The organism is Sphingomonas sp. TDK1, assembly GCF_001650735.1.
Lineage (GTDB): Bacteria > Pseudomonadota > Alphaproteobacteria > Sphingomonadales > Sphingomonadaceae > Sphingomonas.
The window spans coordinates 30485-53740 of the sequence record NZ_LXVY01000044.1 but is presented as its reverse complement, the minus strand read 5'-3'; the positions used below and the strand labels follow the sequence as shown (position 1 = coordinate 53740).

18 protein-coding genes are annotated in these 23256 nt (G+C 68.1%); 5 read left to right on the top strand and 13 right to left on the bottom strand.

What is annotated here, in order from left to right; genetic code table 11:
- The first annotated feature begins 27 nt into the window (after positions 1–27).
- The 4 genes from panB to der all read left to right on the top strand — a co-directional run bounded on the left by panB (position 28) and on the right by der (position 4498).
- A complete protein-coding gene (gene panB / locus A7X12_RS20280) occupies positions 28–888 on the top strand; it encodes a 3-methyl-2-oxobutanoate hydroxymethyltransferase (RefSeq protein WP_064313278.1) in 861 nt (286 codons plus the stop codon).
- Positions 889–961: 73 nt separating this feature from the next.
- Positions 962–1678, top strand: a complete 717-nt coding sequence (locus tag A7X12_RS20275) for a tetratricopeptide repeat protein (protein WP_064313277.1) — start codon at positions 962–964, stop codon at positions 1676–1678.
- Positions 1675–3006 (top strand): PQQ-like beta-propeller repeat protein, encoded by a 1332-nt coding sequence (locus A7X12_RS20270; RefSeq protein WP_064313276.1) that lies wholly within the window; start codon positions 1675–1677, stop codon positions 3004–3006. Before A7X12_RS20275 ends, A7X12_RS20270 begins: the two co-directional genes overlap by 4 nt.
- Positions 3007–3130: 124 nt before the next feature.
- The gene (gene der, locus A7X12_RS20265; RefSeq protein ID WP_064313275.1) at positions 3131–4498 is read left to right on the top strand and encodes a ribosome biogenesis GTPase Der; all 1368 of its coding nucleotides are present in this window, start codon (positions 3131–3133) and stop codon (positions 4496–4498) included.
- Positions 4499–4564: 66 nt separating this feature from the next.
- Here the strand turns inward: der and bfr are convergent, their stop codons facing one another.
- The 7 genes from bfr to A7X12_RS20230 all read right to left on the bottom strand — a co-directional run bounded on the left by bfr (position 4565) and on the right by A7X12_RS20230 (position 11841).
- Positions 4565–5047, bottom strand: coding sequence for a bacterioferritin (gene bfr / locus A7X12_RS20260; RefSeq protein ID WP_064313274.1), 483 nt, complete (start codon positions 5045–5047; stop codon positions 4565–4567).
- A 69-nt stretch (positions 5048–5116) separates the two neighbouring features.
- Positions 5117–5287 (bottom strand): (2Fe-2S)-binding protein, encoded by a 171-nt coding sequence (locus tag A7X12_RS20255; protein WP_064313273.1) that lies wholly within the window; start codon positions 5285–5287, stop codon positions 5117–5119.
- Positions 5288–5319: 32 nt separating this feature from the next.
- Positions 5320–6564, bottom strand: coding sequence for a DUF418 domain-containing protein (locus A7X12_RS20250; RefSeq protein WP_064313272.1), 1245 nt, complete (start codon positions 6562–6564; stop codon positions 5320–5322).
- Positions 6565–6573: 9 nt separating this feature from the next.
- Positions 6574–7227 (bottom strand): nitroreductase family protein, encoded by a 654-nt coding sequence (locus A7X12_RS20245; RefSeq protein WP_232318617.1) that lies wholly within the window; start codon positions 7225–7227, stop codon positions 6574–6576.
- 96 nt (positions 7228–7323) lie between these two features.
- Positions 7324–7722 (bottom strand): hypothetical protein, encoded by a 399-nt coding sequence (locus A7X12_RS20240; RefSeq protein ID WP_064313270.1) that lies wholly within the window; start codon positions 7720–7722, stop codon positions 7324–7326.
- A 67-nt stretch (positions 7723–7789) separates the two neighbouring features.
- On the bottom strand, positions 7790–8818 hold the full coding sequence (locus A7X12_RS20235; RefSeq protein ID WP_064313269.1) for a sensor histidine kinase: 1029 nt from the start codon (positions 8816–8818) through the stop codon (positions 7790–7792).
- Positions 8819–8925: 107 nt separating this feature from the next.
- A complete protein-coding gene (locus A7X12_RS20230) occupies positions 8926–11841 on the bottom strand; it encodes a sensor histidine kinase (RefSeq protein WP_064313268.1) in 2916 nt (971 codons plus the stop codon).
- 172 nt (positions 11842–12013) lie between these two features.
- Between A7X12_RS20230 and A7X12_RS20225 the strand changes: the two genes are divergently transcribed.
- Positions 12014–12613 (top strand): alpha/beta hydrolase, encoded by a 600-nt coding sequence (locus A7X12_RS20225; RefSeq protein WP_064313267.1) that lies wholly within the window; start codon positions 12014–12016, stop codon positions 12611–12613.
- A gap of 41 nt (positions 12614–12654) precedes the next feature.
- Here A7X12_RS20225 and galA read toward each other — a convergent pair whose 3' ends face one another.
- From galA to A7X12_RS20195, 6 genes are all read right to left on the bottom strand, one after another.
- Positions 12655–15108, bottom strand: a complete 2454-nt coding sequence (galA, locus tag A7X12_RS20220; RefSeq protein WP_064313266.1) for a beta-galactosidase GalA — start codon at positions 15106–15108, stop codon at positions 12655–12657.
- A gap of 72 nt (positions 15109–15180) precedes the next feature.
- Positions 15181–15981, bottom strand: coding sequence for a cyanophycinase (locus A7X12_RS20215; RefSeq protein ID WP_064313265.1), 801 nt, complete (start codon positions 15979–15981; stop codon positions 15181–15183).
- Entirely contained in the window at positions 15974–16870 is an 897-nt protein-coding gene (locus A7X12_RS20210; protein WP_064313264.1) for an isoaspartyl peptidase/L-asparaginase family protein, read from the bottom strand. Before A7X12_RS20210 ends, A7X12_RS20215 begins: the two co-directional genes overlap by 8 nt.
- The gene (gene cphA, locus A7X12_RS20205; protein ID WP_232318616.1) at positions 16863–19571 is read right to left on the bottom strand and encodes a cyanophycin synthetase; all 2709 of its coding nucleotides are present in this window, start codon (positions 19569–19571) and stop codon (positions 16863–16865) included. The genes A7X12_RS20210 and cphA overlap by 8 nt, the downstream gene beginning before the upstream one ends.
- 178 nt (positions 19572–19749) lie before the next feature.
- Entirely contained in the window at positions 19750–20898 is a 1149-nt protein-coding gene (locus tag A7X12_RS20200; protein WP_064313262.1) for an acyltransferase family protein, read from the bottom strand.
- Entirely contained in the window at positions 20895–23237 is a 2343-nt protein-coding gene (locus A7X12_RS20195; RefSeq protein WP_232318615.1) for an alpha-N-acetylglucosaminidase, read from the bottom strand. The genes A7X12_RS20200 and A7X12_RS20195 overlap by 4 nt, the downstream gene beginning before the upstream one ends.
- Between the last annotated feature and the right edge of the window lie 19 nt (positions 23238–23256).

Below are 23256 nucleotides of genomic sequence, written 5' to 3'. Positions count from 1 at the left end.
CGCGCGGGACCGGCTAGACCGCGCGTCATGTCGCACCAGCTCAGTCTCGATACTGCCACCAGCCGCGCCAATCCCACGCCCGCGCCGATGAAGCGCGTCACCGTGCCGGCGATCCGCAAGCGCAAGGGGGGCGAGCCGCTGGTGATGCTCACGGCCTATACCGTCCGCATGGCGCAGCTGATGGACGCCGCCTGCGACATGCTGCTGGTGGGCGACAGCCTGGGCCAGGTGATCTACGGCCTGCCGTCCACGGTTCCCGTCACGCTCGAGATGATGGCGGCCCACGGCGCGGCGGTGGTGCGCGGCAGCTACCACGCACTGGTGGTGATCGACATGCCGTTCGGCAGCTATGAAGCCTCGCCTGCGCAGGCGTTCGAGAGTGCGGCGCGGCTGCTGAAGGAAACCGGGGCGGCGGCGGTGAAGCTGGAAGGCGGCGCGGCGATGGCGCCGACGGTCAAGTTCCTCAACGAGCGCGGCATCCCGGTGATCGGCCATATCGGCCTGACGCCCCAGGCGATCAACGTGCTCGGCGGCTATGGCGCACGCGGGCGCAGCGAGGCCGAACACGCCAAGCTGGTCGGCGATGCGGTGGCGATGGACGAGGCGGGGGCCTTCGCGATCGTCGTCGAAGGCGTGGTCGAGCCGATCGCGGTGGAGATCACCAAGGCGGTGCAATGCCCGACCATCGGCATCGGCGCGTCGGGCCAGTGCGACGGACAGGTGCTCGTTGCGGAGGACATGCTCGGCCTGTTCGAGCGCACGCCGCGCTTCGTGAAGCGCTATGACGATCTGGCTGGCCGCATTTCCGCCGCGGTTGAGACCTATGCGGGCGAGGTACGGTCGCGGGCCTTTCCGGGACCGGATCAGGTCTATGCGCCGAAGGACTGACAGAGTAGGGCGGTTTGCGTTCACGGCACGCGACGCTAAGGTCCGCGGCCGCATCAGACCCATGGAGTAGATTTTGGCGCTTCCTCCTTCCGGTACCACCGACGAGGCTTTCCTTCGCGAAGTCGACGAGGAATATCGGCGCGATCAGCTGATCCGCGCCGGCCGTCGCTATGGCATCTGGATCGTCGCGGGCGTGATCGCCTTCCTCGTCGCCGTCGCAGCCTGGCTGTTCTACGATCACAGCCAGCGCAGCGCCGCCGAGGCACGCGGCGAGGAATATGACGCCGCGCTCCAGCTCGCCGCGCAGAACCAAGTGGGCCAGGCCCAGCCGGGTCTGAACAAGCTGGCGCAGGGCGAGGACGGCTATGCCGCCATGGCGCGCTTCACCCAGGGCAATCTGCTGTTCCAGCAGGGCGACAAGAAGGGCGCCGCGGCCAAGTTCGCCAGCATCGTCACCGATGCCAAGCTGGCGCAGCCCTTCCGCGACCTTGCGCTGGTTCGCCAGACCCAGGCCGAGTTCGACACGCTGAACCCGCAGGAGGTGATCCAGCGGCTCGGCACGCTCGCCAACCCCGATTCGCCCTGGTTCGGCAGCGCGGGCGAGATGGTGGCAGCGGCCTATCTGAAATCGGGCAAGCGCGGCGAGGCCGCCAAGCTCTATCGCCAGCTGAGCGAAGCCGGCCCGCGCGTGCCGGATTCGATCCGCGAACGCACCGGCGAACTCGCCAAGACGCTTTCGGTCGCTCCTACCACGGCGGCCGCTCAGACCCAGGAAAAGCAAGCTAAATGAACACGAAGGTTCGCGTTGTAACGGCAGTTGCCGCGCTCGCGCTGGTGAGCGGCTGCGGGATCGTAAAGGGCGGCGGCGGGAAGAAGACGCCCGTGCTCGGCGAGCGCGTGCCGATCCTGGTCACCGAGAACGACATCAGCGCCGACAAGACGCTGGCGGCCATCGAGGTGCAGCTCCCCGAAGCGGCGACCAATGAGAACTGGACCCAGCCGGGCGGCAGCGCTTCCAAGGCGATGGGCCATCTGACGCTGGGCGAATCGCTGTCGCGCGTCTGGTCGCGACAGGTCGCCAAGCCGTCGAAGAGCGAGCGCCTCGCGGCGTCGCCGGTGATCGAGGGCAACAAGCTGTTCGTGATGGACACGGCCGGCGTCGTCCACGCCATGACCGCGGATACCGGTTCGGAGCTGTGGAAGGCCAACACCGGCGCGGGTGCCGCCAAGCGCAACCGTAACGCGCTGTTCGGCGGCGGCGTGAGCGTCGACGGCGATCATGTCTATGCCTCGAACGGCCTGGGCGACGTGGTCGCGCTGCAGGTGTCCGACGGCAAGGAACTCTGGCGCAAGCGCCCGGGCGGCCCCCTGCGCGGCGCGCCGACGCTCGCCAACGGCAATGTCTATGTGGTGACGCAGGACAACCAGCTGTTCGCGCTCACGCAGGAAAAGGGTGACGTGTCGTGGACGGCGACCGCCAGCCTCGAATCGCAGGGCGTGTTCGGCGTCGCGGCTCCGGCTTCGGCGCAGGGCACCGTGATCGCCGGCTTCTCCTCGGGCGAGCTCAACGCCTATCGCTACGAAAACGGCCTGTCGCTGTGGGGCGACGTGCTGACCCGCAACACCATGACCACCTCGGTCTCGTCGCTGTCGGACATCGATGCCGAGCCGGTGATCGACCAGGGCCGCGTCTATGCGCTGGGCGAGGGCGGCCGGATGGTCGCGGTGGACATCACCAGCGGCTCGACGCTGTGGGAACAGAGCATCGGCGGTCTGGCGTCGCCCTATGCCGTGGGTGAGTGGCTGTTCGTCGTCACCGACGATGCGCGCCTGCTCTGCCTCTCGCGCAGCAGCGGCAAGCCGCGCTGGATCGTCCAGCTGAAGAAGTACAAGAACGAGAAGAAGCTGAAGAACCCGGTCGCCTGGAAGGGGCCGATCGCGGCCGGCGGCCGTCTCGTCCTGATCAACACGCTGGGCCAGATCGTCTCGGTATCGCCGAAGGACGGCAGCATCCTCTCCACCAAGGAGACCAAGGATTCGCTGTCGCTCGCGCCGGTGATCGCCAACAGCACCTTGTACCTGCTCGACGACAAGGGTCGCCTGACCGCCTATCGTTGAACCTGCTGTTCCGGTCGCGTGCCGGGCAGAATACCCATCCAGGGGGCCGGGGCGCAGCGCTCCGGCCCCTCTCATTTTTTCGGCGGCTTTGCGTCGCCCTTTCGACTGCGTTAGAGAATCGATCATGCCTTTGCCCACCGTCGCCATCATCGGACGCCCCAATGTGGGCAAGTCGACGCTGTTCAACCGGCTGGTCGGAAAGCGCCTCGCGCTGGTCGACGACCAGCCCGGTGTCACCCGCGATCGCCGCGAGGGCGATGCCAATCTGCTCGGCCTCGAGTTCCGGGTGATCGACACGGCGGGCTATGAGGACGAGGATGCCGCGACGCTCCCCGGCCGCATGCGCGCGCAGACCGAGGCGGCGGTGCGCGAGGCGGACGTCTCGCTGTTCCTGATCGACGCGCGCGCGGGCGTGACCCCGCTGGACGAGGAAATCGCCCGCTGGCTGCGCTCGACCGACCGCCCGGTGGTGCTGATGGCCAACAAGGCCGAAGGGCGCGCGGGTGAATCCGGCGTGCTGGAGGCGATGGCGCTGGGGCTGGGCGATCCCATTCCCTTCTCGGCCGAGCATGGCGAGGGCGTGGCGGATCTGTTCGAGGCGCTGCTGCCGCATGTCGACCGCGACGACGAGGCGCCCGAGGAGGACCCCGAAAGCCCCGACGCGCCGCTCAAGCTGGCGATCGTCGGTCGCCCGAACGCGGGCAAGTCGACATTGGTCAACCGCATCCTCGGCGAGGACCGGATGATCACCGGGCCCGAGGCGGGCATCACCCGCGACTCGATCTCGATCGATTACGAGTGGACCGATTTCGAGGACAAGCCCCGCAAGGTGCGGCTGGTCGACACCGCAGGCCTCCGCAAGAAGGCGCGGGTCGAGGAGAAGCTGGAGAAGCTTTCGGTCGCCGATACGCTGCGGTCGATCGACTTCGCCGAGGTCGTCGTGCTGCTGCTCGACGCGACGCGCGGGCTGGAGGTGCAGGACCTCAAGATCGCCGATCGCGTGCTCCAGGAAGGTCGCGCGCTGATCATCGCACTGAACAAGTGGGACGTGGCCGAGAATGCCTCCGGCCTGTTCAACGGCGTGAAGGGCGCGCTGGACGAGGGGCTGGCGCAGGTGAAGGGCGTGCCGCTGCTCACGGTGTCGGCGGTGACCGGCAAGGGGCTGGATACGCTGATGCGGGTGGCGTTCGAAACGCGTGATGCCTGGTCGCGGCGCGTGTCGACGGGCCAGCTCAACCGCTGGTTCGAGCGCGCGATCGAAGCCAATCCGCCGCCCGCGCCCGGCGGCAAGCGGATCAAGCCGCGCTACGTCACGCAGAACAAGACGCGGCCGCCCAGCTTCGTGCTGTTCGGCACGCGGGTCGACCTGCTGCCGATGAGCTACCAGCGCTATCTGATCAACGGGCTGCGGCGCGAGTTCGATTTCGGCGCGGTGCCGGTGCGGCTGGTGCTCCGCGCGCCGAAGAATCCGTTCGACCGCGACAAGGAGTAAGCGCTCCCCTCGCTCCTGCTGGTCCCCCTCCCGCTCGCGGGAGAGGGCGCAGCAGGAAGGCGGCGCTTATTCCGCTTCCGCGGGCTTGCTGTTGAGCTGGATATAGTTCTCCAGGCCCATGCGCTCGATCATGTCGAACTGGCGCTCCAGCGTGTCGACATGCTCTTCCTCGCTATCGAGGATCTTGAGGAACAGGTCGCGGCTGACGAAGTCGCGCACCGTTTCGCAATGCTGGATCGCGTCGCGGAGCACGGCGATCGCCTCCACTTCCAGCGCGAGGTCCGCGCGGAGCAGCTCCTCCACCGTCTCGCCGATGCGCAGGCGGCCGAGCAGCTGGAAATTGGGCAGGCCGTCGAGGAACAGGATGCGCTCCGACAGCCAGTCGGCATGCTTCATCTCGTCGATCGATTCATGCCGCTCGAATTCGGCGAGCTTCTGCACGCCCCAGTGATCGAGCATGCGATAGTGCAGCCAGTACTGGTTGATCGCGGTAAGCTCGTTCTTCAGCACCTCGTTCAGATACTCGAGAACCTTGGCGTCGCCCTTCATATGCAAATCCCTTTCGTTTGAGCGACAACCTAGCCGCGAAACGATCGGGGCGAAACCGCGGAAGTTGTATCAGGCGGCGGTCCGTTCTTCGGCGATGATGGCGCGCGCAAAGGGAACGCACTGGCCGCACTTCGCCTGGCAGCCGAGCGCACGATAGGCCTGGCAGGCGCTCTGGGCGCCGGATCGCGCTGCTTCCCGTACTTCGCGTTCCCGCAGGGCATTGCACACGCAGACGACCATCGCATTTCCTCGATTCTCTCGCTGCCGAAGATCTAGTGCGATTGCGAGCGATTCGCAAGGCTATTGCGAATGGGTTGCAGGCTGCCCCGTGCCAGGCTTCGCCACAGCCATTCGAACGGGCCATAGCGGTAGCGGGTGAGCCAGGGCTGCGACCAGGCCAGCAGCACCGCCCACACGCCAAGGACCACCGGATATAGCTGCCAGCGCGAGAGGTGACCGAACCAGCCCAGGCCATAGCCGTCGAAGCACCAGACGCAGAGCAGGCTGGTCGCGAGATAGTTGGAGAAGGCCATCCGCCCCGCCGCCGCGACCCGGCGGCTGAGCCCGCCCTCGGGCCGCGCGGCGTACAGGATCAGGCAGGCCCAGCCGAGGATCATCACCGGCCGGACCAGCCCGGGCAGCGTCACCGCCGCCATCAGCACGGCGAACAGGCTGAACTTCGCAGCGACCAGCCAGACCGCCAGCAGCGCGTAGACGGGCAGGGCGATCGCCCAGCAGCGCAGCCACCACCGCCGATAGGTTTCGCGCGGCCAGGCCCCTGCGAGCAGTCCGGTGCGCAGCGCGGCCATGCCGAACAGCATATAGCCCAGCGTCTCCCAGCCATAGACCAGCAGCATCGCGAAGGGGCTGGTCGCATATTCGCCGAACCGATGCCCCACCACCCCCGCATAGTCGCCGCGGCGCACTGCCAGCTCGGTCGCGATCCGCGCGGCGGGCGGCACGCCGAATGCCTCAACCAGCGAGGCATATTCGCCCTGCGCCGGCTGGGGCAGCAGCGACATCCGCCAGGCGTCGTGCGCGAGGGTGCCGAACAGCGCGGTGCTGACCAGCACCAGCACCGCCCCCAGGCTGACCATCCGCGCAACGGGCAGCTTGCGCAGCGGGAAGGCGAGCATGCCGACCAGCGCATAATGGGCGAGGATGTCGCCGTGCCAGATCAGCCACAGATGGGCGAGGCCGAACAGCAGCAGCCAGCCCATGCGGGCATAATGCGCCCGCGCCGGATCGCGCCCCGCCGCCGCCGCCGCATCGGTGACGATCAGCAGCGAGGCGCCGAACAGCAACGAGAACAGGCCCCGCATCCGCCCGTCGAAGAACAGAAAGTTCACCGCCCAGGCAACGAGGTCCGCCCCGTGCCAGCCGCCATAGGCGCGCGGGTTGAAATAGGCGGCCTCGGGCATGCCGAAGCTGACGATGTTGAGCAGCAGGATGCCCAACAAGGCGGTGCCGCGGACCAGATCGAGCGAAAGCAGGCGGGGTGGGGACGGGTGTTGCACCCGACGCGCTTAGAGCCAGCTGGCGATCTGATCGAGTGGTTTGCGCTCCGCTGCGGCGGCGGGGACCGTCGCGCCGGGGGCAGGGTGGCCGGTGATGATCATCATGATCGGCCTTTCATGCTCGGGCCGCCGGCACAGCCGGTTGAGGAAGCGCGCCGGTGTCGCCGTGTGGACCAGCGTCGCCAGGCCGGCCGTATGCAACGTTGTCAGCAGGAGCCCGCACGCGATGCTGACACTTTCGGCGACATGGGGGTTGGGAAAGCGCGAGGTTTCGCTCGCCCGCATCTGCCCGAAGGCGACGATGATCCAGGGCGCGAGTTCGAGATAGGGCTTCTCCGCGCTCGCACCGAGATCCCGCAACAATCCCTGCCATTCGCTGCCGCCGACGCCGCCGTAGAAGGTGCGCTCCTCTTCTTCCACCGCGACGCGCAAGGCGGTCTTGGCGCCCGTCGAGGAAAGGGCGGCGAAATGCCAGGGGCGGCGGTTGGCGCCGCTGGGTGCGGTGCCGGCGGCAGCGATCGCAGTCTCGATGATCGCCCGCGGCACCGGCTTGGCGGAAAAGCTCCGACAACTGTGGCGCGTCGCGATATGCTCGCAAAAGGCTGCGGCGTGAGCGATCCGCGCATCGTCCGGCAGATCTAGGTCGGGGTTCCAGGGCCGCATATCTGTTTTCATAGAGGAGAATGGCGGCCAACGTTGCCGAATGCGCTGTATCTGTCCATTCCGATTAATACGGAGTTTTGACCGATGTCGTGCTTTTTATGATTTCGGTCGTAACCCGGGAATCAGCTTCACGCCCGACCAGCCTTCGAACGCACAGCGGTCGCGTTCCTCCCAGCCCTGCGCCGCGGCCAGATCGGCGACCCGATCGCCATATAGTTCGCAGGCGGCGTCCGGCTCCGGCCAGGATACCCAGCAGAACCCGTTGGCCGCCACCAGGTCGCGCAACGCCCCCAGTTCACGCTGGAGATGGTCGCAGCGCGATGCAAAGAGATGGACGCCCTGAACGCCTTCGGTCGCGCAACCCATCTCTTCCAGCGCCGCGCGCTCGGGCGCGATCGCCGCGCGCACCGATGCGGGCATGTCGTGAAACCAGACGCGCATGCCCGGCTTGAAACCCAGTCGCGTCGCCATCGGGGTGCCAGAACGTTGTTCCATTGTCGCCGCCCTCCACGCGATCAGTCTACTGCATGGGCGACGCAGGGGCCAGCGGCCTTGATAGGGGTCAATCGGGTCGGGCGATGCGGTCCAGCGGAATGCCGCGCAGTTCCACCAGCGTGCCGGGCCGCCCGGGGAGGATGCGGAGCGTCGCATCCATGCCCCGCGCCAGATTGCGCGCGATCCGCAGGCCCAGACTGTCCGCTGCGTGCACGTCGAACGTGTCGGGCACCCCCACACCATCGTCGCGGACCGTCAGCGAAAGCCGGTCGCCCTCGCACCCCACCGAAACCAGGATGTTGCCCGTTTCGCGATCGGCGAACCCGTGCTCCACGGCGTTGGCAATGGCTTCCGCCACGATGAGCGCGACCGGAATCGCGCGGTCCGGCGGCAGCAGCAACGCGCTGTTCGCTTCCACCCCATGCCGGATGCCGGGTTTGCCACCGCTTTCCGCAAGATCGGCGACCAGCGCGGAGAGAAAGGCGTCCAGCGCGAGCGGCTCGCCGCGGCTGCCATATAGTCGTCGCTGGATCCGACCGATCAGTTGCAGCTTGTTGGCGGCATCCCCGATCGCCCGCTTGGCTTCGCCGTCCGCCACGGCGCGGCGCTGCAAGGCCAGCATCGCGCCGACCATTTGCAGGTTGTTCGATACGCGGTGCTGGAGCTCCTCGAACAGGATTTCGGTGCGCGCGGCCAGTTGCGTGGAACGTTCCCGTTCCGCGACCAGCCGGGCATTGGCCACCTGCATCCAATGGACGAGCAGGATGTCCACCGCGACCACGCCCACGTAAAAGGCCAGCGCGACCCCCGTTCCATGCCCCAATGCAAAGCTCTTGATCGGCGGAATGAAAAAATACCAGGCAAGCAGGCCACAGATCAGGGCCGATAGAATGCCAGGGCCCCGGCCGAACAGGAAGGAAGCGAGGATTACCGCCGGGAAGAACGTAAGATATGGGAAGCCGGAGGGGAAATAAGGATCCAGCACAAGCCGGAGCCACCACGCAATCGCACAGAAGCAGAGCGTGATCGCATAAGCAGCCACGCGCGGCTGGGTCTGGATCGGCAGTTGTTCCAGCGTGCGGTGGTAGATTTTCATTGCCCCTGCCTCTAGCCGTCTTCCGAACCGTGCGTATGCGCTCCATGCTCGGTCGCGGCTTGCGAACGTTCTTCTGGTTCAGAAACAATTTGGACGCAAGTCAGCGATCAGCTCGGAACGGTAAATCGAACGATCGTGCCGATCGGATCGCCGGGGCGCACGTCGATCGTACCGCCAAGGGCCGCCGCCCGTTCGCGCATTCCGCTGAGCCCGAAGTGCCCGGCCCTGGCGCCCGCCGCGGCGATCTCCGGCGGAATGCCGCGGCCCTGATCGACGATCTCCACGGTCAGCCCGGCCATGGTGCTGCGCACGCGGACCTGCGCCAGGGCAGTGCCGGCATGGCGGCGGACATTTGCCAGCGCCTCCTGTACCACAGCCAGGATATGCTCGAGCTCGGCCGGCTGGAAGCGCAGCATCGGGCCTTCGCGGCTCACGCTGACGGCCAGCCCTTCCTCGACGAGGCAGCGGGCCAGTTCCTCGATCAGCGGTTGCGGGTCGCCCGGTCCGGCAATGCGGCGCAGCGCCAGCACCCGGTCGCGCGCCTCGATCATCACATCGTCTGCGCGGTCGAGCGCGGATTCCAGCATCGCATTCGCGCGCGATCCCGGCTCGGTCGCATAGGCGGCGGCCTGAAAGCGAAGCATCAGCCCCTGCATGCTCTGCAGCAGCGTGTCGTGCAGCTCGCGCGCGATCCGCTCGCGCTCGGCGAGCTGGGCTTCGGCGCGGGCGCGGCTGCGTGCGATCTGCTCGCGCAAGCGCCAGGCATAGAACAGCCAGAGTGCCGAAGCCGCCACGCCGATCGCCAGCAGCCGGAACCACCAGGTCTGATAAAAGCTCGGGGCAATGGTGATGGCGACGGTGGCGCCTTGCCGATTCCACACGCCGTCATTGTTGGCGGCGATCACCTGGAAGCGCCAGCTGCCGGGGCCGAGATTGGCGTAATAGGCCTCGCGCGCGCCGCCTGCGTCGATCCAGTTGCGGTCGACGCCGATCAGCCGGTAGCGGAAGCGCACCCGCTCGGATTCGGCGAGGCTGAGCGCGGTATAGGCGATCCGCAGATTGGTGGTGCCCGCCGGCAGCGCCACGGCGCGGGACGTGGTATAGTCCTTGCCGTTGGCGGAAAGGCCGAGGATCGTCACGGGCGGCGGCAGCGGATTCTGCACGATGCGCCGGGGATCGATCCATCCGATTCCGACATTGTCCGCCACCCAGATCCGTCCGTCGCCGCCCCGAACTGCGGTGCTCTTCTGTGCGCCCTGTTGGGCGACGCCCGGCAGCCCGTCCGCCGCGGTGAACAGCCGGTGCGGAAGCGGCGCCGCGGGATCGGCAAATGCGGCGTCGAGCGCCGTGGCGGTGGTGCGCACGAGGCCCTGCACGCCGTTGATCCAGACGGTGCCGTCGGGCGCCTGCGCGATGCCCGTGATGCCGCTGAGTTCGGGCACGCGGCTGTCGCGCAGGGCATGGAGCCGTCCGGCCTGGATCCGTCCCAGCCCGAGCTCGCCGGCCACCAGCGTTCCGGCCGGACCTTGTGAAACGAGCGCGATCGCGCCGATCCGGTCCCCGGGGATGGGCGCCAGCCTGCCGCCTGCGCGCCGATACAGGCGGTCGCGTCCGTAGAACCAGGTGCCGCCGTCCTTCCCGGATGCGGTATACATTCTCGGCGCGGGCTGGTCGGTCGGCTCCAGCGGCAGCCAGCGGCCGCCGGAGAGACGGAAGACGCCGAGATCCTCGACCGAGATCCAGCCTTCGCCACCCGCCCGCGCCCAGGTGGCGACGGGCCCTGGCGGGGCGGGGGCGGGGAGCGGGGACAGGCGATCGTCGCGCAGCCGCATCAGTCTGCCCGGCAATGCAAGGACGAGATCGGCACCGTCCGCCTCGATCATCGCGATCGGTTCGTCGAACCGCCGCATCCATTGCATCGGCTCCCCGGGGCGGGCGCGATACAGATTATGGACATTGGCGGCGAACACGGTCCCGTCGCGCGTCACTGCAAGTTCGAAACCGCCCAGGATTTTGTCGTCGACGTGCACTGCGGTGGCGGCGCTGACCGGACGCATGCGGAGCAGGCCGAGATTGGTGCCGATCCACAGATTGGCCTCGCGGTCCTCCAGCATCGGCACCGCGACGAGGGAGGGGAGCCCCTGCTTGGTGGTGAGGCGGGCGAATTGCGGGCTTCCGGTCCCGGTCAGTCCGCGCGTCTGCAACACGCCGCCCGCGAACAACGACCGCCACAACGTGCCGTCGCGCGTGAACCGCATGCGATCGGCCGCTGGAGGGCGCAATCCTGGCGGCAGTGGCGGAACGCCCAGCCCCGCTGCCCGTGCGCGCGCGGCGTCGGCCGGATCGGCCGAGGCCCAGATGCCCCCGTCCGGCGCCTCGGCCAGGCGCGTGCGGTGCAGATCCTTGAAGACAGGTACGAACCGGCCGCTGCCCGGTCGCAACACCCGCACGCCCGACCCGGTCGCCACCCAGATCGCCCCATCCCGCGCGGCGATGACGCTGTAGGCGGGCCCGTCGGGCATGCCGCGATCGCTGCCGATCCGCACGAGGTGATCGCCGGCGACGCGGAACAGCCCTCCCTGCAGCCCGGTCATCGCGGCCCAGATGGCCCCGTCCCGCCCGCGCGCCAGCTGCTCGACCACGGCATTGGGGCTGCCGAAGCTTTCGATCCTGCCGTCCCGGAGGTGCGAGACCTGTCCGGCAAAGTGACCGATCCAGAGGCTGCCGTCCGGATCCGCGAGGAGGGCGGTGATATTGCGGGAGGGGAAGTGGCCGATCCTCGGCCGGATGGGCTCAAACGTGATCCCGTCGAACCGGTAGAGTCCGGCGCCGGTGCCCAGCCACAGGAAGCCGTCGCGCGATTGCGCCAACGCCCAAATGTCGGGCGGGGCACCGTCGACCAGCTTCCAGGCGCGAAGGTCATATTGGGCGATGCTCGGCTGGACGGGCGCCTGGGCAGGAGACGGCGCCGCGGCCAGCAGCGCCGGCGCGAGCAGCATCGTCCAAAGTCGCTTGCGCAGCATGCGTCGCTTTTCGCCTCCCGTATGTCCCCCGTGCCGTGCGGCGGGCGCGGCGGCAAGCCCATGCGGGCACGCGCCGGAACGTGGCCGGGCTGCGGTCCCTGCTGAATAATCGCATTGCGCGTCGGGCAGCGTCCCTATAGCCTGTGGACTATTGCACTCGGGAAGAATCGCCATGACGCTTGCGACGACCCCCTTGGACCGGTTTTCGGTGATCAGTACCGGCACTGGTCCGGCGCGTGCCCTGTCGGCACTGTTCGGCGCACCGCTGCAGAGCGATGCGCATCTCGATTATTCGCAGGAAACGCCTCGCCAGCGCAGCATCTGGGCTGCCAAGCTCGACTCGGCGATCCTGCATGCCGAGCGGCCGGTGCTGTTGGTGGCGAATGGCGCGAGCTGCTTTGCGGCAACCTGGTGGGCGCGGCTGTCGCCGCGCGATTATATTACACGGGTGGCCGGTGCGCTGTTGATCGATCCGATTGCGGGCGAGGGCGATGCCGCGCATTTCGCCTCGCCCAGGATACGGCTTCCCTTTCCCTCGCTGCTGCTGAGCGGGGACAGCCCCGACGATGCGGTGGCGGAGCGGGTGCAGGCGCTCGCCGCCAGCTGGGGGAGTGCGGTGGGCGGCATGCCCCAGCTGCCGCACGCCCGCCGCAGCGGCAAGCACTGGCAGGGCGCGCGCGAACTGGTGCTGCGGATGACGGCTGGCATTGTCGAGCGCCGTGCCCAGGCCGCCGATGCGCTGGCCGCTGTGCTTGCGCCGGAGCAGGGCTGACGCAGCCGTCGGCGGCCCGCAGGTCCGCCCCGTTTCGTCGATCAACGCGCCAGAATGGCGACGCTGGCGCCCTTCACGCCAGCACCTTCGGCAGAGAATTTGATGACCCCGGCCGCGCCCCGGTGACGGATGATGGCCTGTGCCAGGCCGTTGAAGGCGCTGCGTGCCGGGGCCTTATCGCTTTCATGGCTGGTTGGATCGCCGTTGCCGACCCCGATCAACGCCGCCGGCCCGTCGATCGTGAAGCGTAGCGGTGTAGCGGCGGTGGGCACGGGACGCCCTTTCGCATCGACGATCTCCGCGGTGAGGATCGCCAGGTCATGGCCGTCCGCAGCGATCAGGCGGCGGTCCGGCGCCAGCCGGATGGCCGCTGCGGGCCCGCTGGTCTCGCGCACGCAGCGCGCCACGACCTGGTCGCCGCGCAGCGCGCGAGCCTCCAGCCTGCCCGGTGCATAGGGCACCCGCCATTCGACATGGCCGGCACGCACCACCGGGCGCCGCCCCAGGCTGCGGCCGTTGAGCAGCAGTTCGACCGCTTCGGCATTGCTATAGGCCCAGACCTCTATCGCCTGGCCCTCCCGGCCTGCCCAGTTCCAGTGCGGCAGCAGATGGACGATCGGCTCGGGCCGCCACCAGGCGCGGTAGTACCAGTAATTGTCCTTTGGAAAGCCGCACAGATCCATCACGCCGAAATAGCTGGAAACGGCGGGCCACAGCGCGTGCGGCGTCGGTTCGCCGCGATAGTCGAAGCCGGTCCAGATGAAGCCCCCGGCGACATAGCGGTGCGCATCGGCGACTTTCCACCACTGCTCGGCGGTGGAGGCCCAGGCGGGATATTCGGTGTCATAGGCGCGGACGATCTGGCGCGCCTTGTCGTTGAAATATTCGCCACGGGTCGAGACCGTGCTGGCCGTCTCGGTTCCGATGATCGGCTGGCTGGGAAAGCGTTCGTGGAAGGCGACGGTCCGGTCGGTGTGGTAGTTGAAGCCGATCACGTCCACCTGCCGCGCGGCGGACTCATAGTGCCCGCGGTCGAACGCCTGGGTGGTGGGGCGGGTGGGATCGAGCCGGCGGACATGCGCGACCATTGCGTGGCTCACCCGACCGCCGCGCGCGTCCATCGCCTGCGGTTCCTCGTTGCCGACCGACCACAGAATGATGCACGGATGGTTGCGATCGCGGCGCAGGATGCGGTCGAGCTGGCTCGTGGATTCGGGATCGGTGCTGTTGCGTCTCGCCTCGTCGATCACCAGCAGCCCCATCCGGTCGCAGGCGTCGAGAAAAGCCTCGGACGGCGGATTGTGGGCGCTGCGCCACGCATTGGCACCCATCTCCTTGGTCCGCGCGATCCGCCAGGCGTCGAGCGCGGGCGGAATCGCGGTGCCGACACCGGCATGGTCCTGGTGGTTGCACACGCCAAGCAGCTTCACCGGTTTGTCGTTGAGGAAGAAGCCCTGCTCCGCATCGAAGCGGATCGAGCGGATGCCGAAGCTGGTCTCGTAGCGATCGAGGACGGCATTGTCGGCGTGCAGCGTGCTCACGAGCCGATACAGCACCGGCGTTTCCACCGACCAGAGCCGCGGACGGGGCAGGGCGATCCGTGCCTCGTGCGTCAGCACCTCGTCCGGCGCGGGGGCGAGGGGGGCGTCCGGGAAGCGGGCGACGATATGGCCATCGGCATCCACAAGGTGCTGGCGCAGGAGCACCGACACGGGTGCTTCGGTACAGTTGCGGACCTCGATGGTCGCCGTCACCTCCGCGCCTTCGGGGGTGATCGCGCTCCGGACAAAGCTGCCCCATTGCGGAACATGGACCGGCGCCGCCTTTACCAGCCACACCGGGCGATAGATGCCGGCGCCTTCGTAGAACCAGCCCTCGCCGAGGCTGGCATCGGCCCGCACCGTCAGCTGGTTCGGCTTGCCGTCGAAGTTCAGGAAATCGCTGACGTCGGCATGGAAGGGCACATAGCCGCTCTCATTATGCGCGATGACATAGCCGTTCACGAACACGGTCGCGTCGCGAAATACGCCGTCGAACTCCAGCCAGATCCGCTTCCCCGCATCGCCGGCGGCGATCGGGAGCAAACGGCGATACCAGCCGACGCTGTTCGCCGGAAAGTCCCGACCGATCGCCTTGAAACCGTGCGCGGCGACATCGTCCTTCGCCTCTTCCGGCTTCACCCCTGGCGGGACGGCGTAGGGCAGTTCTACCGCCCAGTCGTGCGGGAGTTGCACCGGCGTCCACGCCTTGTCGTCGAACGCGGCCATCGCCGCATCGGCGGTGCCCGCACCCGCCTTGGCGTAGGTCTGCTGGTTGAGGCCGAAGTTGAAGTCTTTCGCCGTATCGGCAGCGTGGCCGAGATGGAAGCGCCATTCGCCGTCCAGCGGCAGGCGCTCGCGCGGCGACGGCGGCACCGCCACTGTCGCTCCCAGGGCTGGCAGCGACGCCGCCACGCCGCCCCCTACCGCACCTGCCAGAATGGTACGACGCTGCATCCCTGACTACCCCCGATGGTCTAATGTATACGATTAGTGCCAAGGGTAGGCGGTTGTGGCAAGGCCGGAACGTTATGCGGCGCGGGTGCGCGGGCGGCGTTCGTCGAGGTCGAACAGGTCGCCATGGCTGAGCACGTGCAGGCGGACGTCATGCATCGACAAGGTGCGCTCGGGGCTCGCCTCGGCAATGTTGGAGCGGGTAACGCCCGATCCGTCGACGATATAGACCGCACCCGCGCCAACGACGCGGAAGCAGCATCCCTCCAGCACGATGGCGGTGTCCTCGTCGATGCCGATGCCGAGAACGCGCGGATTTTGCGCCACCGCGCCGAGCAGGCGGCCGATCCGCCCGCGCTCGGCGAAATGCTGGTCGATGATCACGTCGCGTACCAGCCCCAGGCCCGGTGCCATGTGCAGGTCGCCGATGCGATGCGATTCCGAACTGGAGCCCTTTACCAGCATCGTCTCGCTCATCACCGACGCGCCGGCCGAGGTGCCGGCCACCACGCCGCCGCGCTGGTGGATATCCCGCACCATCCGCTCGACGGGCGTGTCGCCGATCTGGCTGGAGATGCGCAGCTGGTCGCCACCGGTGAAGAAGATGCCAGCGGCGCCCTCGATCAGCGCGTGGGTTTCCTGCGCCAGCGTTTCGCCGCGTTCGTGGACATACAGCTCCACCAGATCGTCGATTCCCAGCGCGCCGAACGCCTTCTGATAGGCGTCGAAATAGCCGTCCGGCTGATGGCTGGCGACGGTAGCGATGACGAGCTTGCCGCCCTTCACCCGCTGGGCGACTTCCTTGAGGATGGTCTTGTCGCCCTCTTTATCCTCATGGCCGCCAATGATGATCAGCGGTCCGGTGTGTTCAGCCATGCAGCAATTCCTTCACTTCGTCGCGGTGGACCGCCGCGTGCGGGGCATCGAGGTCGCTGCTGTGCAAGGCCAGGGCGAAATGATCGCTGTTATGGGCAATGCCGAACGCTCCCGAGCGTTCGATCACGATCGCCCCCGCCTCGCCGCCGACGCGGCCGAGCCGGGCGATGGCATGGGCCGCCGCTTCGCCGGCGCTGCCGCCTTGTTCCAGCGCATGCATCACCTGGGCAGCAAGCATGGTGCGCAGGATCGCCTCGCCATCGCCGGAAAAGGCGCAGCCGCCCAGCGTATCGTCGGCATAGAGGCCCGCGCCCGGCACGGGAGAATCGCCGATTCGTCCGGGATGTTTGCCCGGCAGGCCGCCGGTGGAGGTGGCGGCGGCAATTGCGCCCGTGGCGTCCATTGCGACGCAGCCTACAGTGTCGTGCGCCTTGCTGTTTTCCGAAGCGAGCGCTTCGCGGGACAGCATGGTGTCCGGCTCCACCAGTTCGATGCCCTGTTCGGTCGCGAACCGCTCGGCGCCTTCGCCTGCGAGCAGTACCGGGCGGGCAGGAAGCATCGCCCGGGCGACGCTCACCGGGTTGCGAACGCGCCGCACCCCCGCGACGCCGCCGAGGTTCAGGTCGGTGCCCTCCATCAGTGCCGCGTCCATCTCGACGGTGCCGTCGCTGGTCAGCACCGATCCGAAGCCGGCGTTGAACACCGGATCGTCTTCCAGCACCCGCACCGCCGCTTCCGCTGCGCGTACCGCGCTGCCGCCTGCCCGGAGCACCGCCGCGCCGGCTTCGGCGGCAGCAGCGGTACCTGCGCGGTTGCGATCATGGAGCGCCGGGTCGATCGTCTTGGCGCCGCCATGGACGATGATCGACCAGCGTGCGGCGTCAGGCATGGAGCTTCTCCCGAACGGCAGCTTCGGGCTGGAAGGCGAGGATACGGTCCCACACTGCCTGGATCGCGCTGGGCATGATGACCAGCAGGTCGCCGGGGCGCCCGAGCTGGAACACCATGTCCACGGCATCCATCTCGTCGACGATGCGGTGGACCTGTTCGGGCCGCATGCCCGCCTGCATCGCGCCTTCCGACATCAGCCCGTTCGTCTCGCCGCGCGGACGGCCGCGACCGTCCGGTGCTTCGCGAAACACGATCTCGTCGAAGAGCTGCCCGGCGAGCTGGCCCATCTCGACGATGTCGCAGTCTCGTCGATCGCCGGGGATGCTGACCATGCCGATCACCCGGTTGTACCGGCCCCGCATCCGCTCGATCACCTGACCCAGCGCGCGCAGCCCGGCAGGGTTGTGCGCGTAATCGAGGATGTGGCGACGGCCATGCGCGTCATGGATGTTGAGCCGGCCGGGCGAGTCCTCGAACGAGGCGCTGAACGCGCGCAATCCTTCGCGGATCGCGTCCAGCGGCACGCGCTGCGCGACGCACATGGCGATGGCGGCCAGCGCATTGGCGATGTTGAATTCCGCGATTCCGCCCAGCGTCGCCGGAATGTCGGCGGCGGGCATCAGTTCGATCCGCTCGCCGGCCTGGTGGACCACGATGCAGCCGCCATAGCTGCCGGGCTCGCGTACCACCGCCATGCCGCCTTCGGCGATATGGCGACGGAGATGGCCGGACAGGTCCGAACCGCCGCCCAGCGAGAACCACCCGACCGTGCCCCGCGCATGGCGGGCGATGCGGTGACACATCGGATCGTCGGCGTTGAGCACCGAATGCCCGCGCCGCGCGACGCTCTCGACGACCACGCCCTTCACCTTGGCCAGATCCTCGATGGTATCGATGCCCTTCAGCCCGAGATGGTCGGCGGTGACGTTGAGCACCGCGCCGACGTCGGCGCCGTCGAAGCCAAGGCCCTCCCGCAGGATGCCGCCGCGCGCCGTTTCCAGCACCGCCACGTCCACCTTTGGGTTGCGCAGCACCGTCCGGGCGCTCTTGGGGCCGCTGGCATCGGCCTCCATCATCAGATGGCCGTTGAAATAGATGCCGCTGGTCGAGGTCATGCCGACATTCTTGCCCGCCTGGCAGAGGATGCGGGAAACCATGCGCGCGGTGGTCGACTTGCCGTTGGTGCCGGTGATCGCGAAGATGGGCACGCGGCTGCGGCTGCCGCGGGGGAACAGCATGTCGATCACCGGGGTCGCGACGTCACGTGGCGTCCCGCTCGACGGCTCCAGATGCATGCGGAAGCCGGGCGCGGCATTCACCTCGACGATCCCGCCGCCGGTGTCGCGTACCGGGCGGCCGATGTCGGGCGAGAGGAAGTCGATACCGCACACATCGAGCCCGACCACGGCTGCCGCCTGCTCGGCGACGGCGCGGTTATAGGGATGGAGCACGTCGGTGCGATCCACCGCCGTCCCACCGGTCGACAGGTTCGCCGTATCGCGCAGCACGATCGTCTCGCCCGCCATGGGGATGGTGGTCGGCGACCGGTCGGTCTTTTCCAGCAGCGCCAGCATCGCATCGTCGATTACGATGCGGGTCAGCACCTTCTCGTGGCCGACGCCCCGGCGTGGATCCTGGTTCAGATCGTCGATCAGCTGCGCGATCGAATGGAAGCCGTCGCCGATCACCTGTGCCGGTACGCGCTCCGCGACCGCGACGACCTTGCCGTTCACGACGAGGATGCGATGGTCGTTGCCCGGCACCTGCTGCTCGACAATCACGCGGCGCCCATGCTGCAGCGCGAGATCGAAAGCGGTGCGCAGCGCGCCTTCGTCGGCGATGCCGGTGGTGACGCCGCGACCGTGATTGCCGTCGAGCGGCTTCACCACCACCGGCCAGCGCAGCCTTCTGGCCTCCGCCAGCGCTTCCTCCATCCGGCGCACGACGACGCCACGCGGCACCGGCAGCCCGGCCTCGGCAAGGAGTTGCTTGGTCATCGCCTTGTTGCCCGCGATGTCGACCGCGATCTGCGCGGTGTCGCCGGTGATGCTGGCGCGGATCCGCTTCTGGCGGCTGCCATGGCCGAGCTGAATCATGCTTTGCTCGTTCAACCGCGTGACCGGGATACCCCGGCGCTCCGCCGCCTCGACCAGCGCGCGGGTGGTGGGGCCCAGCGCGGTCGCCTTCAGGATGGCCTGCAGCGATGCGATGATCGCGCGCACGTCCCGCGCTGCGTCGAGCATCGGCGTGCCGAGCAGCTGCAAGCCCTGGACGCGGCGCAACGGTTCCGGCAGCAGATCGGCGACCAGGCGGATGGCCGCCAGCCCGGCGGCAAGCGCCAGCGTCTCGTCACGATAGGTGTAAAGGATGTTGTAGACGCCCGACCGGCCTCGTACCGACCGGGTCTTGCCGCGAGTGACGCGCGATCCGGCGAGCGTCTGCAGCTCCAGCGCGACATGTTCGATGACATGGCCCATCCAGGTGCCTTCGCGCAGTCGCTCCACGAAGCCGCCCGGTCGCTGATAGCTGCAGCCATGGACGCCGAGACCGGGGAGAAGGGCGAGCAACGCGTCCGTGAAGCCCGGCAGGCGGTCGCTCGGCCATTGCTCCAGATCGCGGAGATCGACCTGGACGCGGATCATCGCGCGCGTGCTGTACAGATGCGGGCCGCGATAGATGCTGCGTTCGAGCACCCGCATTCCGTTCGCCGAAGCCGGACGCACAAAATCCGCCGGCTGCACCAACGCTGTCATAGTTGACCTCTAGAAGGGACGCCGAGACCCGGCGCCTGAACCTCCAAAACGGTCCAGATGCCCCCGGCGTTCCGCGTTTGATGCGGATCAACTATTTGAAATAAAGTGGCTTATAAGGCGTAGCTCAGGCCTTCAAAATCCATCCCTTGCGATCCATCCACCAGCCGACTGCCCAGCACAGCATGGTATAGGCAAAGGCGCAGAGCAACGAGCCCAGCGGCCCCGGCGCCAGCGTCTGGAACACGCCCACGCCCGCCGCCTCGTAGACTCCGCCCTGGTCGCCTGCGGGGATGATACCCAGCAGGGTGACGAACAGTTCGGAGAAGAGGTAGATCGCCAGCGGGTTGCGCCCGAGGATGGTGAAAAAGCGGGCGCCGCGCCTGAACCCGGCAACCTCGATCAGCCAGATCGCGCCGCCGAGCAGCAGCAGGTCAAGCCCGACGGTCAGCAGGACGTAGGAGCCGGTCCACAGCTTCTTGGCGATCGGGAACCAGGGCGACCAGGCCAGCCCGGCCACCACCAGCGCCACCCCGACCAGCGCCATCCGCGCGACCGTGCGACGCAGGTCACCGCCCTGCACGATGGCAAGCCCGGCGAGATAGCCGGCGATCACGTTGACCGTGGCGGGCAGGGTGCCCAGCAAACCCTCGGGATCGAAGCCGGCGTCCTTCTTGTAGAGGTGCCCCGGCCCGAGCAGCCACAGGTCGAGTTGCGTCCCGATATTGGCATATTTGTCGAACGCCATGCCCGGCGGGCTGAAAGCGAGCAGGATCGTCCAATAGCCGAGCAGCATCGCGATGCCGGCGAGCAGCAGCTGGCGCGGATTCAGCCAGCGGATCAGCAGTCCTGCCACCACGTAGCAGAGCGCGAGCCGCTGGAGCACGCCCGGCACGCGCGTGAGCGCGAAGGGCTTGAGTTCCCAGCCGTTCGCGCCCTGCTCGACGAAGGGGAACCAGTACATCAGATAGCCGAGCACGAAGATGATCGCGCCACGCTTGAACAGCCGGGCGAGGAAGGGGGCCGTCGCCACCCGTTTGCGGAAGGCGAAGCTCATCGCATTGCCCATCGCGAACAGGAAGGTGGGGAACACCAGGTCGGCCAGCGTGAAGCCGAACCATTTGGCATGGACCAGCTGCGGATAGGGCGGGGCACCCGGGCCCGAGGTGTTGACCAGGATCATCAGGAAGATCGTGGCGCCGCGAAATACGTCCAGCGCGAGGAAGCGGGGCTTGCCCGCCAGCGCGGCGACGGTGTTGGCCTGGGTTTCGGTCATCGTGCGTCGCTTTCTGCCAACAAGCTGCGGGCAAGGACAAGCGGTGACGCAGGGCGCTTACGCGCCCACATGCGGCCGTCCGTCAGCCAGGTGGCCTGCCAGTCGCGGATCGCGCTGGCGGTGGCCTTGGCGTCGAACGGCGTGTGGGCGGCAGCGGCGGCGCGCTGGGCTGCGAGGAATCGCTGCCAGCGCGGCCAGTAATAGCCGCCATAGAGGCCCTGCCAGGCGCGCGACGCATAGTCGGAAAGATGGCCCGTGCCGCCCCACACCGTCACCACCGCCTTGGCCTGTTCGACGAACGCTGCCTTCTCGGCGGGCGTATCGCCATAGGCTGCGGCGTCGGCAAGCCATGTGCCCAGCGTTTCCTGCTGGTTGCCGGCGATGGCGTCGATGTCCTTGGCCAGCTTTTCGGCAGTCGCGGTAGCGCGGTCGCCGGTGGCGAGGTCGCCGGCCTTGTAGGCGGCGACGGCGGCCTTGAGCTGCCCGTCCAGCTTCACGCTGGCATAATGGCGGACCAGATCGACCACGTCATAGGTGTAGAGCGGCTCGCCCGCATGCTGCGGCGCCTGGGCGAGCAGCGCTTCGATCCCCGCTCGGAGTGCCACAGGGTCGCCGGGGGCGGCGGGGTATTCGGCGCCATCGAGGCTGGGGAATTTGAACAGCAGATAGGCGCCGGCCTGTTCGTGCCACCAGCGCGGGGTCCAGTAGCGCGTGCTGTAGGCCCCTGCGATCGCCTCGTTCCAGGCGGTGACCAGCGCAGGCGACGTGGCGCCATAGCGGGCCTTGGTATAATCGGTCAGCCACGCATCGAGCGGGCGGGCCTGTCCCTTTGCGTCGATCTCCCCCCAGGCGAGGTCATAGGCATAGGCGTAAGCGATGCTGTTGCTGTGCAGCCCCTCCGGAAACAGCCCGAAGCCGCGCATCCGGCCATGGCCGGGGTTCGCGAGTGCGGCCGTCATGTCGCTGCGGTAGAAATTCAGGTCGCCATAGACCGGGTTGCTGCCGCCGTAATTGTGGACATAGCCGTACGCCCAGCCCTTGCCGTAAAAGGCCTTGGTCGCATTCCAGATGCCGGGATAGCGGTCATTGCCGATGTCGAGCACCAGCATCCGCTCGTCGGGTACCTTGGAGAGGAAGGCGGCGATCGCGTCGGGCGTCCAGAACGCCTTGTCGGCGCCGAACAGCCAGCCCTGCATCACCCAGGTCGCATTGGGTGCGGCGGCGGTGATCGAGCGGTAGAGGCGTTCCCCATAGGCTGCGAGGCGGGCGTCGCGGACCTCCCTGGGCAGTGCCGCGGCGCGCGTCGCGGCGGTGTTGGCGATGGCGTCGCCATAGGTCGCGGCGCGGGCGTCGCTGCCGTCCTCCGCGATCGGCGGGACCATCTCGTTGAAGGCATCGGCGAGATAGTATTCGCCGGGGCCGTAGGTTGCCGTGTAGAGCTGAAGGAAGCGGGCGGCGAGCTTGGCGAAGAGCGGGTCGGACGGATCGAGCCAATAGGTGCCGGGAAAGCCCTCCCATTGGCGCATCTGGTAGATCTTCGCTTGCGGGTGCGCCTTGGCGAAGGCCTCGGGCACATAGCCGGAAAAGGCGGGCAGAATCGGCTTCATGCCGAGCGACCGCATCCGTGCCAGGATCTGGCGCTGGAGCACGCGCTTCTTCTCGATCCAGTTGGCCGAAAGAGGCGCGCGGTAGCCGGCAATGTTGCCCATCCGCTGCCAGGGGAGGAAGGGCGCGGCGGAGAGGCCCTCGCCGATCTCGCCGTCGTTCATGCCCTGCTCGCGCCACAGCGCGCGCCAGACGAACTCCTGCCCCTCCATCGCCAGCGGCGTGTCGACGCCATGCGCCGCCATCCAGTCGATCTCGCGCTCCCAGCGTCCCCAGGTCCACCAGGGCGTGGTGTAGCCATAGGTGCAGGTGTTCAGATAGGTCCGCAGCGAGAAGGGCGATGCGACCACGCCGCTGTCATAGCCGTCGCGCAGCGTGAGCGGGCGGTTGCGGATGCCCTCCCAGGAAACGGACAGGCTGCCCTGCTGCCCCAGCGTGCGGGCGGCGCCGCGTACCAGCGCGACGGGCGAGGAACCCTCGACTCGCAGCCGGCCAGCGGCGGTGCGGGCGCGGAATAGCGGGGTGGCGCCGGGGATGAGGTGCAGATCGACCCTGCGCGTGTCGACACCGAGGCGGGCCAGCACGGCGCGGGCGGCGGTGGTTTCGGCTTGGACGGCAGGCGCTGCCGCCGGTCGGGCAGGCTGCGCAGCGGCCGGGCTGGCGAGGGCGAGGCCGGCCGCTACCGGGCCGAGGAGACGGAGACGGCGGGCGGCGAGTTCGGCCAAGTCGGGCACTCCAGTAACGCAGAAAAGC

Excerpts from the sequence above, each read along its gene's own strand:
- A7X12_RS20200 (WP_064313262.1), bottom strand. The coding sequence starts at position 20,898 with ATGACCGAAACCCAGGCCAACACCGTCGCCGCGCTGGCGGGCAAGCCC.
- der (WP_064313275.1), top strand. The coding sequence starts at position 3,131 with ATGCCTTTGCCCACCGTCGCCATCATCGGACGCCCCAATGTGGGCAAG.
- panB (WP_064313278.1), top strand. The coding sequence starts at position 28 with ATGTCGCACCAGCTCAGTCTCGATACTGCCACCAGCCGCGCCAATCCC.
- A7X12_RS20225 (WP_064313267.1), top strand. The coding sequence starts at position 12,014 with ATGACGCTTGCGACGACCCCCTTGGACCGGTTTTCGGTGATCAGTACC.
- A7X12_RS20230 (WP_064313268.1), bottom strand. The coding sequence starts at position 11,841 with ATGCTGCGCAAGCGACTTTGGACGATGCTGCTCGCGCCGGCGCTGCTG.
- A7X12_RS20240 (WP_064313270.1), bottom strand. The coding sequence starts at position 7,722 with ATGGAACAACGTTCTGGCACCCCGATGGCGACGCGACTGGGTTTCAAG.
- A7X12_RS20235 (WP_064313269.1), bottom strand. The coding sequence starts at position 8,818 with ATGAAAATCTACCACCGCACGCTGGAACAACTGCCGATCCAGACCCAG.
- A7X12_RS20270 (WP_064313276.1), top strand. The coding sequence starts at position 1,675 with ATGAACACGAAGGTTCGCGTTGTAACGGCAGTTGCCGCGCTCGCGCTG.
- bfr (WP_064313274.1), bottom strand. The coding sequence starts at position 5,047 with ATGAAGGGCGACGCCAAGGTTCTCGAGTATCTGAACGAGGTGCTGAAG.
- galA (WP_064313266.1), bottom strand. The coding sequence starts at position 15,108 with ATGCAGCGTCGTACCATTCTGGCAGGTGCGGTAGGGGGCGGCGTGGCG.
- A7X12_RS20255 (WP_064313273.1), bottom strand. The coding sequence starts at position 5,287 with ATGGTCGTCTGCGTGTGCAATGCCCTGCGGGAACGCGAAGTACGGGAA.
- A7X12_RS20215 (WP_064313265.1), bottom strand. The coding sequence starts at position 15,981 with ATGGCTGAACACACCGGACCGCTGATCATCATTGGCGGCCATGAGGAT.
- cphA (WP_232318616.1), bottom strand. The coding sequence starts at position 19,571 with ATGCGGGTGCTCGAACGCAGCATCTATCGCGGCCCGCATCTGTACAGC.
- A7X12_RS20210 (WP_064313264.1), bottom strand. The coding sequence starts at position 16,870 with ATGCCTGACGCCGCACGCTGGTCGATCATCGTCCATGGCGGCGCCAAG.
- A7X12_RS20245 (WP_232318617.1), bottom strand. The coding sequence starts at position 7,227 with ATGCGGCCCTGGAACCCCGACCTAGATCTGCCGGACGATGCGCGGATC.